The 15,898-nt window shown below is 48.2% G+C and carries 18 protein-coding genes; 2 read left to right on the forward strand and 16 right to left on the reverse strand.

The annotated features are described in order from the left end of the window. Positions 1-24: 24 nt before the first annotated feature. The 6 genes from AB432_RS24305 to AB432_RS24330 form a co-directional block, all read right to left on the reverse strand. The gene (locus AB432_RS24305) at positions 25-1,638 is read right to left on the reverse strand and encodes a glycoside hydrolase family 3 protein (RefSeq protein ID WP_048034480.1); all 1,614 of its coding nucleotides are present in this window, start codon (positions 1,636-1,638) and stop codon (positions 25-27) included. Positions 1,639-1,668: 30 nt separating this feature from the next. Beyond that, positions 1,669-2,631: a GNAT family N-acetyltransferase gene (locus AB432_RS24310; RefSeq protein WP_048034481.1), complete on the reverse strand. Its 963-nt coding sequence runs from the start codon at positions 2,629-2,631 to the stop codon at positions 1,669-1,671. A gap of 23 nt (positions 2,632-2,654) precedes the next feature. Continuing rightward, entirely contained in the window at positions 2,655-3,482 is an 828-nt protein-coding gene (locus tag AB432_RS24315) for a carbohydrate ABC transporter permease (protein WP_048034482.1), read from the reverse strand. Positions 3,483-3,499: 17 nt separating this feature from the next. Continuing rightward, on the reverse strand, positions 3,500-4,447 hold the full coding sequence (locus AB432_RS24320; RefSeq protein WP_048034483.1) for a carbohydrate ABC transporter permease: 948 nt from the start codon (positions 4,445-4,447) through the stop codon (positions 3,500-3,502). A gap of 29 nt (positions 4,448-4,476) precedes the next feature. Continuing rightward, the gene (locus tag AB432_RS24325) at positions 4,477-5,808 is read right to left on the reverse strand and encodes an ABC transporter substrate-binding protein (RefSeq protein WP_048034484.1); all 1,332 of its coding nucleotides are present in this window, start codon (positions 5,806-5,808) and stop codon (positions 4,477-4,479) included. Positions 5,809-5,980: 172 nt separating this feature from the next. Next, positions 5,981-6,850: a MurR/RpiR family transcriptional regulator gene (locus AB432_RS24330; protein ID WP_235617542.1), complete on the reverse strand. Its 870-nt coding sequence runs from the start codon at positions 6,848-6,850 to the stop codon at positions 5,981-5,983. 250 nt (positions 6,851-7,100) lie between these two features. On the opposite strand from AB432_RS24330, the gene AB432_RS24335 reads away from it, so the two are divergent. Further along, complete coding sequence (locus AB432_RS24335; RefSeq protein ID WP_048034485.1) at positions 7,101-7,733, forward strand: hypothetical protein; 633 nt, start codon at positions 7,101-7,103, stop codon at positions 7,731-7,733. A gap of 152 nt (positions 7,734-7,885) precedes the next feature. Next, complete coding sequence (locus tag AB432_RS24340) at positions 7,886-8,485, forward strand: undecaprenyl-diphosphatase (protein WP_048034486.1); 600 nt, start codon at positions 7,886-7,888, stop codon at positions 8,483-8,485. Between the two features lie 7 nt (positions 8,486-8,492). On the opposite strand, the gene AB432_RS24345 is transcribed toward AB432_RS24340, so the two are convergent. From AB432_RS24345 to AB432_RS24390, 10 genes are all read right to left on the reverse strand, one after another. After that, complete coding sequence (locus tag AB432_RS24345) at positions 8,493-9,392, reverse strand: SDR family oxidoreductase (RefSeq protein ID WP_048034487.1); 900 nt, start codon at positions 9,390-9,392, stop codon at positions 8,493-8,495. A 152-nt stretch (positions 9,393-9,544) separates the two neighbouring features. Beyond that, a complete protein-coding gene (locus tag AB432_RS31375; protein ID WP_327378089.1) occupies positions 9,545-9,940 on the reverse strand; it encodes a DUF4183 domain-containing protein in 396 nt (131 codons plus the stop codon). 32 nt (positions 9,941-9,972) lie between these two features. Beyond that, positions 9,973-10,257, reverse strand: a complete 285-nt coding sequence (locus tag AB432_RS24355) for a DUF4183 domain-containing protein (protein WP_048034488.1) — start codon at positions 10,255-10,257, stop codon at positions 9,973-9,975. A gap of 164 nt (positions 10,258-10,421) precedes the next feature. Next, complete coding sequence (locus AB432_RS24360; RefSeq protein ID WP_235617544.1) at positions 10,422-10,934, reverse strand: hemerythrin domain-containing protein; 513 nt, start codon at positions 10,932-10,934, stop codon at positions 10,422-10,424. Between the two features lie 57 nt (positions 10,935-10,991). Further along, positions 10,992-11,309, reverse strand: coding sequence for a hypothetical protein (locus AB432_RS24365; RefSeq protein WP_048034490.1), 318 nt, complete (start codon positions 11,307-11,309; stop codon positions 10,992-10,994). A gap of 28 nt (positions 11,310-11,337) precedes the next feature. Then, positions 11,338-11,541: a hypothetical protein gene (locus AB432_RS24370; protein WP_048034491.1), complete on the reverse strand. Its 204-nt coding sequence runs from the start codon at positions 11,539-11,541 to the stop codon at positions 11,338-11,340. Continuing rightward, complete coding sequence (locus AB432_RS24375) at positions 11,525-12,058, reverse strand: Rieske (2Fe-2S) protein (RefSeq protein WP_048034492.1); 534 nt, start codon at positions 12,056-12,058, stop codon at positions 11,525-11,527. The genes AB432_RS24370 and AB432_RS24375 overlap by 17 nt, the downstream gene beginning before the upstream one ends. Before the next feature lie 16 nt (positions 12,059-12,074). Continuing rightward, positions 12,075-12,644 carry a 4Fe-4S dicluster domain-containing protein gene (locus tag AB432_RS24380; RefSeq protein WP_048034493.1) on the reverse strand — a complete coding sequence of 190 codons (570 nt, stop codon included), beginning with the start codon at positions 12,642-12,644 and terminating at the stop codon, positions 12,075-12,077. After that, positions 12,637-14,811 (reverse strand): molybdopterin oxidoreductase family protein, encoded by a 2,175-nt coding sequence (locus AB432_RS24385; protein WP_048034494.1) that lies wholly within the window; start codon positions 14,809-14,811, stop codon positions 12,637-12,639. The genes AB432_RS24380 and AB432_RS24385 overlap by 8 nt, the downstream gene beginning before the upstream one ends. Then, complete coding sequence (locus tag AB432_RS24390; RefSeq protein ID WP_048034495.1) at positions 14,798-15,838, reverse strand: hypothetical protein; 1,041 nt, start codon at positions 15,836-15,838, stop codon at positions 14,798-14,800. The genes AB432_RS24385 and AB432_RS24390 overlap by 14 nt, the downstream gene beginning before the upstream one ends. Positions 15,839-15,898 lie beyond the last annotated feature (60 nt).

Raw genomic sequence — 15,898 nt, forward strand, 5'->3', positions numbered from 1 at the left:
CCCATCTACTCTCATCTTCTCTTTCTACCCCACACCATGCTGCTTTTTCTCCGATGGAAACAGGCTGACCGGAAGATGTCCAGCGGCCTTTCGTTCCCCGAACAAAATGTCTGCCACAAGCTCGATGGCATGGTACGTATGGTCGTAAACGGCGAGAAACGCATCGACCTCTGGCATTACCAAGAGATCATACGGATTTCGCAAGGCGACAGCCACGACCTTTTTCCCCTGTTGAACGAGCCGATTCACCAGCACCGATTGGCCTTTAAAGATATGGGCATTGTACGTAAAAACGACGATTTGCTCCAAAGATGCCATCTCATTCTCCACAAGATCCACTTCATCCTCTGTCGGGTTGAGTGTCGACATCATATGGTATTCAACTTCTCGATATTTTCTCAATGGTGCGACCAAATCCCCAGAAGCTGCTTGCCCATCCTCTGCCAAAGTAAGGTTGGAAATCCCCGGAAAAATCACCCCGAGCGGTTGCGTGCTTCTCTGTAAAGGAAGCAACTGATGCTCATTTTTCACCAAGGTTATGGCTTGGGCGAGGGCATCTTTCGCCATGTCTGCATGTTGAACACAGTCAAAGGAAGGGCCATTTTCTCGCAAGCAATGCTCCCAGGAAAGAAATCGTATCTTTAATTGAAGCACGCGATTTACCGCTTCGTTGACCCGCTCATCTGACAGCTCCCCCGAATGAATGGCCGCAACGAGGCGTTCATACGTTTTTTGCTGAACTTCATGCGTGTGGGAAACCAGAACCAGATCGATCCCAGCCTGCACACAACGCACCGCCGCTTCCGGAACCCCGATGGTACCCGCAATGGCTGCCATCTCCATACAATCCGTTATGGCGACCCCATCAAAGCCGAGCGACTCACGCAAAATTCCCGTCACGATCTCCTTGGAATACGTAGCAGGAGAACCCGACGCATCCATACTCGGCAAACTGATATGTCCAACCATCACCATGGGGACTCCTGCCGCGATACTGCGCTGGAATGGAACCAACTCGACCTGATCCAGTCGCGTCCGATCATGCCCAAGCACAGGAACGGCTTCATGAGAATCAGTGCTCGTATCACCATGACCGGGGAAGTGCTTGATAGAGGGAATGACACCGCTCGCGAGCAAGCCTTGAATAGCGGCCTCACCAAACCGCGCCACCTGCTCTGCCGCTTCTCCAAAAGACCGCACCCCAATGACCGGATTGTCCGCATTATTGTTCACATCGACTGTCGGGGCAAAATTGACTGAAATCCCTGCTGCACGCAGCTCCTCACCTGTTGCCTGGTAGATGCGCTTGGCTTGATCGAGATTGCCTGTCGCACCCAAAGCCATCGCGCCTGGAAAGCGCGTCGCCCCTTTTTGCAGACGGGAAACCACGCCATTTTCCTGGTCGGTCCCGATCAACAACGGATAGGGATGCCAAGACTCATACGCCCAGCTCTGGAGCTTCTGTACGCGCTGATAGGTCTCCTCCGGTGTCCCGATATTGCGGCTAAAAAGAATCACATTGCCAATCTGTTTTTGCTTGATCCACGCTTCCATTTCTTCGGGAATATCCAGCGTAGGGTAACCGATCATCAGCAGTTGCCCGACCTTCTGTTCCACTGTCATATGTTCGGCTTGCATGGAATCCACCTCCCTACCGACTTGCTCTTGTTATGAGAATGCTTTGCCGTACTTCGCATACTGCTTCCAACTGCGATAACCGAGCCTCGCATAGAAGTCGACCAGCGTCGTCCAATCGATCACAATGTTTGGAATACCGCGATTCCGCAAAGCCACAATGCCCGCCTCCACAATCGCTAGTCCCAAACCTCGACCTCTATACTCCGCATCCACGCCCAGTGGACCGATGCCGCCCAGCCCATCTGCAAACAATGGTGCCCAGTATACGTTTTGGGCAATAAACGGAGAATGAGTATCATTGATTCGGCAAAAACCGACGATCTCACCGTGCAGCTCCACCACGACGAATTCGCGTCCAGTTCCTCCCCGCTGAAAATAGTGAATGGCTTCATACTCCCAGCGCCCGGGAAAGCATCGATGCAGGAAGGCCAAGAAGGCATCTTGGTCCGCCCTCGTCAACAGTCGAAAGCGGCCATCTGGTACCTCTGGCAATTCTAGCTCCGCTGGTTCGAGATACTGGCCTAACAGATCGTTCTCCAGCCGCTCCTCCGAGTGATACCCTTGTCTCTCAAACCACGCTTTTACGTCCGCAGATTCATCGGGTATGCCCGGGAAATAATGATACGGATCGCGTCCCAGCAAGACCTTTTCTACCCCTTGCTCTCGCAACGCATTTTCTGCCCTTGCCAGCAATTCACGTCCGACCCCTTGCCCGCGATGAGAGGTAGAAACGAGTAAGACCTGTATCCAGCCAATGCCTTTCCCCAACTGAATGTCGAGCTTTTCCTGCCAGCATTTGGCCACGACAAAACCGACAGGACGCTGCGTCACAGCATCTACCGCAATCCACGACCCGGCTTTGACTACATTCTGATCCTCGAAGCTGTTTTGCCGCATGAGCCCAGGCCGCATGGGAAAGCGCTCACCCAACTCCTGATTCCACAGCTCACACAGAGCGTCCGCATATTGATCGTCCCAAGGTACGTATTGCATCGGATGCTAGCCTCCTTAACGCCCTATTTCAATCCAGAAGTTTTGGAGCCTTCCACAAAATATTTCTCCGCAAACAAAAACACGATCAAAATCGGGATCAAGCTGATCAATGCCCCCGCTACCAGCAGTTGGTCCTCTGTCTTGTACTGACCGCTCAAAGACAAAATCCCGATCGGCAGCGTAAAGTTCTCGTCCGAAATGAGATAAATGACCGGCGCCAAAATCTCATTCCACTTCCCCATAAACGTAAAGACTGCCAGTGTTGCCAAGGAAGGCTTGCACATCGGCAAAAACACTCGCCAGTAAATCTGGAACGGATTGCAGCCATCCAGCTTTGCCGCTTCCTCGTAATCCTTCGGGATGTTCAAAAATGCTTGCCTCATTAAAAAAATGGCAAACGGCTGTCCGAGCCACTCCAAAATCCAAAGCGGAGCCAACGTGTCGAGCAGTCCCAAATTTTTAAAGATAATAAACTGTGGGACGATCGTGACGATCCCCGGGATCATCATCGTTCCCAGCACAATCATGAACAGCGTGTCGCGAAAAGGAAAACGCAGCCTTGCAAAGGCAAAGGCAATCATCGAGCTGGACAATAGGGCCCCGATAACCGAGAGAATCGCGACAATCAGACTGTTGATCGTATAGCTGCTAAAATTCGCCTGTTCCCACACGGTTGTATAGTTGCTCCACTGTGCTGGATTGGGCAGCCATTCTGGCGGAAATTGCATGTACTGCTTGTAAGTTTTCAGCGAGTTAAACACGGTCGTTAAAAACGGAACCAGCATAATCAAGGCACTGGCTATGACAAACAGGTATCCAACGATTTTATTGAGAGGAAAACGCTTTTGCATGGCTACCTCCTTGCCTCTTAATCATAATGAACCCATTTCTTTTGGAGCTTGAATTGGATGAGCGTAATGGCAAGCAGGATGAGGAACAACACCCACGCGATGGCAGAGGCATAGCCCATTTTGAAAAAGCTGAATGCTTGGCGGAACATGAACAGCATCAGGACGAGGCTAGCGTTATTCGCACCACCTGTCGAGCCTGCCTCTGTAGAGCCCCCGGTCATGACAAAAATCTGCTCGAAGTTTTGGAAGGAGTAAATCGTATTCAAAATGACGACCAGAAACGTCGTGCCGGAAATCATCGGGACTGTCACCCGCCAAAACTTTTGCCAAGCGTTGGCTCCATCAATCGAGGCTGCCTCGTACATGTCAGAAGAAATTCCTTGCAGCCCAGCGAGAAAAATAATCATCATGTAGCCGACTGATTTCCAGATGGCGATGAGAACCAAGACCGGGATGACCCAGAATTCATCAATCAGCCAGTTTTGCGGGGCTAGCCCAAGCTTAGACAGAAAAGCATTGGCAAAACCGATCCGCTGGTTAAATACCGCATCCGCTACATACGCGATCACCGTCCATGAGGAGATAACCGGCAAAAAGTGAACCATCCTGAAAAATTTCAAGCCCTTCAACTTTTGATTCAGGGCCACTGCTAACAGCAACGCCAAAAACGTTTTGGCCGGAACGTACAGGATCGTAAAATAGACCGTATTCCATAACGCGCGATAAAACAGCGGGTCTTCAAACAGCTTTGCATAGTTGTCCAAGCCCGTCCATTTAGGCGGATTTAAAATATCGTAGTCTGAAAAGCTGAAGTACAATGAAGCGACCGATGTTCCCACGACGAACACGAGAAAGTGGATAAGATAAGGGGAGACCAGGAGCAGTCCCCATCTCCCCTCGCTATCCAACCCTTTTCTCTTTTTCACAGCAGACTTCGCCTGTTGCTTGGTTTGCAGCTCTAGCATGGTTGTCACACATCCTCACTGATAGATGACTACTGCTTCTTGAAGAAGTCATCCAGAACTTTTTGAATCCCTTGGTCTGTTTTCGTAATGAATTCATCCGTTCCGTATTTATCCATAAACAGCTCCGCCAGATTATCCGTGAACACCTTCACCCACTCGGTAAAGACAGCGTTGGTATCAATCGTGCCTGCGAACTCCAAGGTATCGAGGAACACTTTTTTGTTTTCCGGCTTCGTGGCTGGGTTTAGGAACATTTCGGAATTCGCCACTGATTTTTTCACTGGAATGGCTTCCCCTACTTCTGTCCACTCTTTTTGTGCTTCATCTGATGTCGTCCAGTAGGTGATCCATTCTTTAGCGGCCTTGACCTTCTCTTCCTCTGCTTTTTTATTGATGACCCATGAGTTGGCGATTACGGGTGCGAAGCGTTTGCCGTCCGGTCCTTTTGGCATAGGAGCGACATCGTAATTCAACCCTGCACCATTCATCGAGGTTGTTGCTGCGTAAATATCGATTTGCATCGCCACAGCCCCGCTCAAAAACGCTTTGAAGTTGCTTTGGAACGCCTTCAAATCAGCAGGATTCGGGAATAGCTTGCGCTGCATGCCGTCTACCATCCACTCGACCGCTTTTTTGTTCTCCGGGCTGTTGATAATCGATTTTGTCAACGTCGGGTCCAGTACCCCGCCCCCATACGCTTTCAAGATGTTAAACGCACCGCGTGAGCTACCGAAAAACGCGAAGCCGTACTGCTTCACTGATTTTTTATCAAAAGCAGGATCGTCTGCATTTTTCCCGTTGGCATCGAGGGTCAGCTTGACAGAAGCCGCCTTCAAATCATCCCAGGTCCAGTCAGCCGTAGGATATGGCACGCCCGCTTTGTCGAACAAATCCTTGTTGTAGAAAAGGGCTCCGACCTGGATGCCCTGCGGCACACCCCAATACTTCCCCTCGGAGTCTTTGTTGAACTCCAGACCGTTGAGCTCATCTTTGCTAATTTCTTTCGTGACGTAGTCGGTGATGTCGAGAATCGCGCCACGTTGGGCGTAACCAAATACTTTTGTCCCGTCGCTCTGCCAAAGATCAGGCGCATTCCCGGCCGCGATCTGAGTCGTCAGCTTTTGATAGAAGTCATCATAAGGAGCGGTCATCGTTTTAATTTTGATGTGCGGATGTGATTGTTCGAATTTTGCAATAATTTCTTCCATCTTTTTCTTCGTGGGCGGATCAGAGCTGTAGCCCATATACAATTCGACTTTGTCCCCCTGCTGTGTGGAGGACTGGCTACTACATCCGGAAATAAGCAATGCCGCGGCTAAGCCAATCAAACCGAGTACTGAGAGAAACCTTTTCTTTTTCATGGAAAACCTCCCCAATTGCATGAAGTAAAAAAACTTGCATAGCTAATGATATTTCTAAACGCCTAACATACTACTAGGCACATGTGGATACGGTGAAGGTAAGGGACTCTTTATTGACTGGTAAGGATAAAAGGATAAAGGCAGAAGTTTGTGTATTCTCAGGAGGATTTGCTTATTTGTATTGCTCCCGAACAGCTTTACGCGTCTGGCGCAAGTACGCAGCAGAGACGTCGTAATTTTTGGCAGCAACACCTCTAAACAAGATGTCGATCACATTGAGTTGTGCGATTCGTGAGGAAGTGGCGGCACTGCGTTCATCCGCTTCTGTTGAAAACGTGGTTAAGTGAAGATCCACGCATTCCGCCAAGGAGTTCGTGCCGTATTTGGTAATGCCGATGGTCACAGCACCCGATTTGCGGGCTTGTTTCATCGTGGTTATGATCTGCGAGGTTTCCCCCGAATTTGAGATGCCAACTGCCACATCACCAGCCGTCAAGGTGACTGCCGAAGTAAGCTGCAAGTGGGAATCCGAATGGGCGGTGCACATTTTATTGATGCGTAAAAATTTATGTTGGGCATCCTGGGCAACCAATTGCGAAGCACCCACTCCGTAAAAATCAATCCGAGTGGCTCGGAACAGCTCTCCAATCGCCTTCTCCACTGCTTCTGTATCCAAAATTTTGATCGTTTCCCGCAAGGAGAGGATGTTGTTGAGCGAAACCGATTCAATCAAGGTGTACATATCAGCATCGGGAAGAATCTCTTTGTATTCATCCTGAGCGGTAGACGATTGCAGATCACCCGCTATTCTGATTTTCAACTCCTGAAAACCATCTACACCGATACTTTTGCACATGCGTATGATGGCAGCTTGGCTGGATTCGCTTCTTTCCGCGAGCTCCTTGATGGAAAGACGAATCACCTCATCCGGATTGGCTAAGATGTAATGCGCAGCGTTTTGTTCAGAACGCTTGATATTGTGCAACGATTCGCGGATGCGCAGCAACCCGCCATTCAACACGAAACCACCCCTTTTGCCCATGAATTTGTTAAGCGCTTACAAACGAGTGTGACTTTGGTAAATGATTACATATTTTGTATTATAGACACTTGAAATAAAATATCAATATGAATTGTCAGATTTGAAATAAAATTTCAAAACTATTTTTCGACACTTTCTCCCTTTGTTCGTCCTGTAATAAATTTTTCACAATTTATACCGTTACTTTTACGAATCTCTTTCCGTATTAATCCATGTACACCCAATTGACAATTAATGGGGATGATCAAAAATGACCAAGCGTAAGGCACTAGCATTCACCCTGATAGCGACACTCCTTTTGCCAAACACACCTGTTCTGTCAAACGAAGCCGCAGCAGCCTCTTCCCACAAAGCGAAAGCAACTGTAACTGCGAGCAAGATAGAAGAGCTTTCCATAAAAGATCTGAATCAAAAAGCAAAAGCGACTCTGAATCACATCAAAGAAGTCATCCCTGACCTGAAGAACTATCACATCACCTCCCTCTTAAAAGAGAACGTCGTCACCACCTCGGGTCCTATCGAACGTCTCGAAGTAATCTTGTCGAGCACACCGGAGGGTACTGCCCCAGACTTCGGAGTTGTCCATGTAAACGCAAGTACAGGAGAGCTGATCGGTGTCGCCATCCAAAACGGACTTCCCTCTTCGAAAGAAGTTTTAGGTGATGAGAAAGCGATCAAAAAAGGCAAGGAACATCTCAAACTTTTGTTTGGAAAACAGGCAGAAAAATACAAGTTCTCACAGATCCAGACCTCTACTGTCCAGGATAACAAGACACAGATTCTTGTCATTTACACTTCCCCGGATCATTACATCAACGTAACCATGGATCGTGCCGGAAAATTAAAGGCTATCCAAAAAGACATCTATCCCAAAACAGAATGAGTCCAATTAAAAAGAGACGGTTCAGCCGTCTCTTTCTTGATGCTACGAAACCAACCTTACAACCCTGTAATATTTCGTAAGGTAAATCAATTTCCCATTTTTCTCTTATCGATTACGATTCTCCTGTTACATGTAAAGGAGGATCACCAAAAATGAATGGCATGGAAATCAACATTCACTACTTTCGCTTGATTAATGACTTGGGGAAAGAGTATCCGGCTCTGAATCCCGTGGCTTTTTACGTAGCGGAATATACGGTGTTTATTCTGACGTTGAGTGCTTTGGTGTACTGGTTTACGAGAAAACATGAGAATCGCATCATGGTCCTTTGTGCGACGTTTACGTTTGTCATCGCTGAGCTATTCGGGAAAGTAGCCGGCAGCTTACATGCGAATAATCAGCCATTTGCAGAGCTTGCGAACGTCAATCAATTGGTTCAAAAAGCAGTCGACAATTCGTTTCCCAGCGACCATACGATCCTGTTTTTTTCCTTTTGCATGACCTACTGGCTTTTTAGAAAGACGACGGGGCCACTCTGGATGCTACTTGCTGCTTGTGTCGGTCTTTCTCGCATTTTGGTAGGTGTTCATTATCCGGCAGATGTCATCGTGGGTGCCCTGATCAGCATTGGGTCTGCCTTGGCCGTCTATATGATCGTGCCAAGATTGAGTTTTGTCCATACTTTACTTGCTTTCTATGAAAAAGGAGAGCAAGCGATCTTGCCTGCCAAATCGAAGACGAGAGACTTTTGATTCATTGCTACGTTTCTGTTATCGTTCCACCATTGACATGCAATACCTGGCCCGTGACATATCCCGAATCATCCGAGGCCAGGTAGACATAGGTCGGAGCCAGCTCAAACGGCTGCCCTGCGCGACGCATCGGTGTGTCGACACCCAAGGTCGTGATGTACTCTGCGGAATAGCTGGATACTTGCAACGGCGTCCAGATTGGACCGGGAGCAACTGCATTCACCCTGATGCCTTGCTTGACCAATTGAAGGGACAAGGAGCGGGTAAAGGAGACGATGGCCCCTTTGGTTGCTGAATAATCAACCAATTGCGGATGACCAGCATAAGCAGTAACCGATGCCGTACTAATGATGGAACTGCCTGGCTGCAAATGCGGCAATGCCTCTTGGGTGATGTAAAAAAGGGGGAAAAGGTTGGTGCGAAACGTGTCTTCCAGTTGCTCGCGGCTTATATGGAGGATGCTTTCTTGTGGAAACTGTACGCCTTGATTCAATACAAGCACATCCAATTTGCCAAAACAGCCAACCGTTTGGCGTACCACCTCCCGACACCAAGCCTCGTCGCGCAAGTCTCCCGGCAGCAGCAAACATTGCCCTCCGTAATACTCAACGACTTGCTTGGTCTCCTCGGCGTCGATGTGCTCATCCAAATAAGGAATCGCTACAACTGCCCCCTCCTTCGCAAACGCAACGGCTACAGCACGGCCAATCCCGCTATCTCCACCCGTTATAATCGCTACCTTTCCCCGAAGCTTTCCGCTTCCGATATAGTGAGGATTATCGAAAATCGGCCGCGGGACCATCAAGTATTCCATCCCCGGTTGTCGATCCTGATGCTGCGGCGGAAACGTGAGGGGAGTCTCTTCGCAAGTAGTCTTGTAACTGTAATATGGGTATCTCGGATACATGGAAAATACCTCCTGTTACGAATTCAGTCGATATCGCCATGATATTCGCCTACCCTTCTTGGTGTGCGTTGTGTACGCCATCAAGGGCACAACATGGAAGGAAAATATCATGTATGTATGACATGACCTTTTCCCAAGGTGGAAGCTACCATTTATGAGGTAATCATCTTGATGAACTGAAGAATAAGTGGAACTCCTTGTACAGGAATGTCACTCAGAATCAAAACTCCCGGCTGGACAGTGTATACATTGGGAGGTTGTAGCATTCCATTGATGAAAAGATTCACAATAGAAACTTCATTCGGGTCCAGTATCCCGGAAGTACTGAATAAGATGACAGCATCACTGTTGGTATACATGTTTTTGACTCCATCTGAAATTGCTGTATACTGATAGGTTTCTGTTCGTATTAAACCAGGCGTACATGGGCATGGGGGGCAGGGCGGCACGATTTGCAGACTCTGTCTCCTCACTGTGTATGACTGTGTGACATAGTGCCTCATGAAATCACTCGTCCTTTCTCGAAATGCTTCGAACCCCAGGCACATTCTATCCACCTGGGGCCACCATCCTATTCACCTTAGTTAACGACAAACTCTACAACTACGGGTGTACCATCATTTTCGGCATCTCCATCTGGAATCGTAATCGCTGTCGTTGTCATTGTGGAAGTATTACCTGCCTGGATTACCCCGTTAATGTAGAGATTGTAAAAAGCATACGTACCAGGAAATGCAGTCGCAGCAGCGCCCGCATCATTGGTAAAGGCTGTTGCCGCAATGGCAAACGTAGCACCAGTACCAGTTCCAGCACCCATGGTAGACGTAAATCTCAATGAGGTTAAATACGGTTTCACAATCGGCACTTAGAACACCTCCTCCTCTATTTAATCCCTACTAGTAAATGATTGGTTTCATAAGATTGAAACCGACAAATGACTGCAGAAACCTGCACATTTTTCCTCAAAAGAATATAATTGGAAAATAAAATCACCCTCCCACTTTTACCAGTAGAAGGGCGACATGATTTCTAATCCTGAAACAGTACTCGCAACTGCTCTTTCTCTGCGTCACTCAATACGTATTCTGCCATCGGAAACAGCACACTCTCTTCTTTAAAAAAATGTTCCATGAGTATTTCTATTGACTTCAGCAAATGAATGTGGACAGCTTCTACTTCAACAGGCTCAGACTTTTCCATTTCAACGATTCGCATGAATGACATCAGGCTTTCATGAATGAGATCATGCTCTTCCTCCATGACAGCAATCGGTCCCATCTCCCGTTCGATATAGTTAGCCATCAGAGGATACAGGTCTTCTTCCTCGCGTCTGGAGTGTTTCTCCAGTTCTGCCCGAAACAAGGACGCCAGCTCATGAAGCTCTGTTAAGCCTTTCTTTCTTTTCGTAGGTTCGGCAGTAGATTTCAGGCTATTTGCTAGATGTACGAGATCGTTCATCTGCTCAGCTAATGATTGGTGCTCGTCTTTCAATTTTTCCAGAGCTGGACACAGCTTCCTTCGCCCCTCAAACTCCTGCATCATCCCCATACATCCTATAGGCGGTGGTCCCATTACAATCCCTCCATCTACGAGTGGAAGTTAGTTACCAAAAGAAATATGGTACGCTAGCTGTCCCCGATCGTCCCTAGCAACCATTCGAATACAATCATCCTCTTGCGAAAAAACAACAGGTCCATTCTGGATGGGAATCGCAACAAACTGGCAAGGATTAAAATAGAGTCGCAGATGCTCCTCATCCTCCGTGATCTCCCATTTTGCCAGTTGCCTTTCCAAGAGAGCCGGACTGTGTGGTTCGGCATCATCCGCTACATCTTGAATGAGTATCCCCATTTTTTTATCCACCAAGGAAGGCAGCTCCTGGTGAAGCTCGGCAATCGTTCTCTTACTAGGATTCATGGCAACTGATCACTCTTCCTTCCCCGGATTATTTCCCTTGTTCTCTTCGATCTCGCTGGTCTTTTCTCAATACCATCCATGCCAGTGGGAACAACACTACCGTTGCACCGCTGAGCAATAGCACCTCCATATACCGCTGTGCAAAATACATATTGACTGTGTACTGGGTGCACACAATGCTGGCGAACAAGATCAGTGCTAATAGGATGACACCTCTATAGCTGCTCTTCATATCTCTTCACCCCTACAGCGTATACGGCTCCATCTTTCTCTTGAAGCACAATTTCCGGAAGTGGTCTTCTTGGAGGACCAGCGAGCGGCTTACCTGTGGCGATATCAAATTTCCCATGATGGCAAGGACATAGCAGCTCTTTCTCATCTCGGTCCCAAAATACCGGACAACGCAGGTGGGTACATGCATTTTGATACGCCTTATATTCCTTTTCCTTCACATATACGAACAACGCGCTGTCATGCTCTCCTGGATAGTTAAACTCAATCGCATCTCCGGGTTTTATATCGCTGAGATTCGCGATTTTTTGTGTGGGATACGACTTGCTGGATGAACTCATCAGCTCCTTGGCAGCTAATGCCCCCCATGGCAGAGTAGATGCCGCGAAAAGACCGGCTGCTCCTACCATTGTTTTCATAAAGCTCCGTCGATCCAGACTACGCTCATTGGAACGATTGATGTTATGTGTATAATTGTCATCCTTCAACGGAATTGGGCGGTTTTTCTCGTTCTCCATAAGGTATTTCTCCCCTCTAGAATAGCTTCTGTTTGCCCTGCAGAATGCCAGGCAGGCTAATTTTCACATTGGTTTCGCCTTCGAGCACATCCGGGTCGTGGCTGGCAGTCCATTTGCCATTGGCCAAAGGAATCTGTGCCCGCTTTTCTTCCAGCTCTGCTTCCTCCATCCACTGCAAGGTGTTTGTCGGGCAAACCGAAGCGCACATCGGCGGGATTCCCTCTTTCGTACGGTCGTAGCATAGATCACACTTGTACATGAGATTCTGTTCTTCATCAAATTTGGGAATCCCATAGGGGCAGGCAATCGTACAATTTTGACAACCGATGCATTTCTCTACCAAAGCTGACAATACGGCCCCATTATCTGCGATTTGAATCGCCTGAGCAGGACAGCTACGGGCACAAGCAGGATTGACACAATGGAAGCACATGAGAGGAATCGTTTGTCTGTTGATAAACGGGTCCACATCCAGTACGTAGTTTCGGTTTCGGTTGTCGTGACCTCCACACTGTGTACACGCCGCCAAGCAGCTTCGACACCCGATGCAATTATCCATTTCGATGTATAAGACTTGTTTACCCATGGCGAACTCCTCCATGTTTGTGCTTGATAATTTTCGCGGCGCACGCTTTAAACTCAGGCATTTTGCTGTAAGGGTCCAATGCCGGGTTGGTCAGCAGATTGATAGACTGTGCTTTTCCCCAGTGGTACGGGATAAACACCGTATCCTCTCGAATGGCCTCGATAACTTTCACGCGATACTGCGCCTCGCCTCTTCTCGTTTTCAGAGTGACCAGCTCATCGTGTTCAATGCCATAACGTGTCGCTGTTTTTGGGTGAACCTCTAGCAAAGGATCAGGATACATGTCCTTCAAAAACGGGATTCGTCTTGTCTGGTTCCCGGACAAATAGTGGAACACAACTCGTCCCGTAGTTAACCGCAAAGGATATTCTTCATCCGGCTCCTCCGCTGGCGGGCGGTAAGGCAACGCACATATTTTGGCTTTGCCATCCGGGTGATAAAATTTTTTATCAAGAAATAAATGGGGCTGCCCCTCGTCATCCTCTTCACGGCACGGCCAGAAAACACCATTGTTTTGATCAATTTTCTCGTAGGTGACCCCGTAATAATCAGCTATTCCGCCTTTGGAGACCTGACGTATTTCATGAAAAATATCCTGAGGAGACTTCAAGTGAGTAAAGAATTGTCCGCGCCCCATTCTTTTGGCGATTTCTATCTGAATCCACCAGTCAGGCTTGGATTCGGCAAACCATTCCTGTGCCTGACGGTGACGAATGATGCGTCCTTCTAGATTGGTAGTCGTTCCATCGTCCTCTGCCCAAGTCGTAACGGGAAGAACGACATCGGCGTATTCAGCCGACTCGGACAAGTAAAAGTCGCAGCAAACCATAAAATCCAGACTTTTCAGGGACTCCCGAACATGGTTTAGATTTGGCGCACTTACAACCGGATTGGAGCAGAGTAAGTATAAGCTGCGAATCGTTTTATCCTTCATCAACTGGAACATCTCATAGGCAGAGACACCTTTCTGCGGCATCTCTTCCGGGGAAATGCCCCAGGCACATGCTATTTCACGCACATGTTCAGGATTGTCGAGCTTGCGGTAGCCAGGCAATTGGTCGGCTTTTTGCCCGTGTTCCCGCCCACCTTGACCGTTTCCTTGACCAGTAAGGGTTGCCACACCCGATTTTGGACGGCCAATCTTTCCTGTGACGAGCGACATGTTGGTATAGGCCGATACGTTGTCTGTCCCTTTCGACTGCTGTTCCACACCACGGCAAAACATCACAATCGCCTCGGGTGCTCTCCCGAAAATGTCGGCAGCCCGCACAATCTTCTCCACCGAAACCCCTGTTATTTCGCTGACATAATCTGGTGTGAAGGTAGCAACCAGTTCTTTTGTTTCTTCAAAACCATTCGTATGATTTCGAATAAAGTCTTCATCAATATGCCCATTCTTGATCAGGAGATGAACGATTCCGTTTGCCAGCGCCAAATCTGTACCGGGTCGCAGATCCAGGTGGATATCAGCTCGACGTGCCAAAGGCGTTTCCCTTGGATCAGCTACGATCAGATAGCCGCCCCGATTTTGCACTTCCCAAATACGGAACATGCTGGTTGGATGACACTCAGCCGCGTTTGAACCGGCCAAAAACAAGCAGTCTGTTTGGTGAATGTCCGTCCACGGAACAGTAGAACCGCGGTCAATCCCCAAGCTTCGATTCAATCCGGCCGCAGCGGAGGACATGCAGAAGCGTCCGTTGTAGTCGATATAGCGGGTTTGCAGGGCGACCCGTGCAAACTTACCCGTGAGGTAGCATTTTTCGTTCGTCATGGAAACGCCAGAGTAAACAGACAAGGTATCTTTGCCATAGTTGTGCTGTAACTCCTTGAACCTGGAAACGATCAAGTCAAGTGCTTCTTCCCATGACGCTTCCCGAAAACCTTCTGCCGTGCCTTTTAATGATGCATCTGTTCGAATCAACGGCCGCTGTATTCGATCCGGATGGTTCACCTGCTGATAGGCCGTCACCCCTTTTGGGCACATCTTACCCAGATTGACAGGGAAATCGTACCGTGGCTCCACTCCGATAATCTTGTTCGTCGTTGTATCTACACGCAGGTTCATCCCGCATTGCATACCGCAGTAGCAGCAGTGCGTGCTGACCAATTTCTCGTTCGGATGTATCTTGTTTTCCATTACTTTAAAAAATTTATCCTTTGGCATGTTGATTTGCCTCCCTGGCATTGATCTCGTGCGTAGGAACTCCTGTGAAGCGGAACATCCGGTATTTTCTGCGGCACGGCAAGCAAAGTTCAGCCAAGTGGAATCCTTCTTCCATTTGAAAAGCCATTTCGTTTTTACCCAGCACGTTGATTACATCTGCCGATTGTTCCGCAGAAACAAACTCATTGCTGCACACTTTGCACTTTTTCATTTCCTGTTCCCCATAGTGCTCGCGATAATTGCGTGCAAACACACTCATGGGACGGAACGGTATGTGAGCCAGTTTTCCGAATGGCAGATAAATCAACGTCACAATCACGGCAAATTGATGCGTGACTGAAATGACCGGGTGCCCAAAGCCGCCTAAGAACATGTTGCTTGCGGTTAACATCAAGCCTGTCACGCTGATAAACAGTAGCAGGTATAAAGGCAAAAAGTCGTAGACAAAGGATTGTTCAGCCCGTGCCTGCATGTTCTTGTGTCTGCGATACAAAGCCATGACTGCTCCGCCGATGACCATAAAAGCAGTAATGTTCAACGCGTTGTAAAAGAGAAAAGCAACCCAGCCATCCGCTTGTACGGTCAGAACATCCACACCCATGAACACGACCTGATAGTAGCCATTGTCCGTCATCGTGAAATACATCCAGCCAAACACTAACGGAAAGGTGACAAACGCGGCCAAGATGCATCCCCATCCCAGCAAAATATGCTGTGTCCAGCGGTACCATCCCCGATTCCAAATAAAGCGATAGATGGCCAGATGATCCACCGTTGTATTTGCCGTGTTTTTACGAAAGAGAAGGCGTAGCCCCTTTTTCAAAATGACATTCGTTGGCGGGCGATCTGCCCAAGCAGAAAATCGATAAAGGAAACCTCCGATAAAGACAAGCGTCCCCACCATATAGCCGTAAAGCGCCAAATCAATATGCGTGAAAAAACGTGTTCCCACGTAACTTAAGACGAACAAGCAAGCAATGATGATAAAAGCACGCTTCGCCACTTTGGAAGCAAATAGATAGTTCATACAACACCCTCCCTGCTGCTGCTCATTTTTTCCTTTCGCTCGAGACCATTGTAGCAACGG

It is taken from the genome of Brevibacillus brevis, assembly GCF_001039275.2.
Classification (GTDB): Bacteria; Bacillota; Bacilli; order Brevibacillales; family Brevibacillaceae; genus Brevibacillus; species Brevibacillus brevis_C.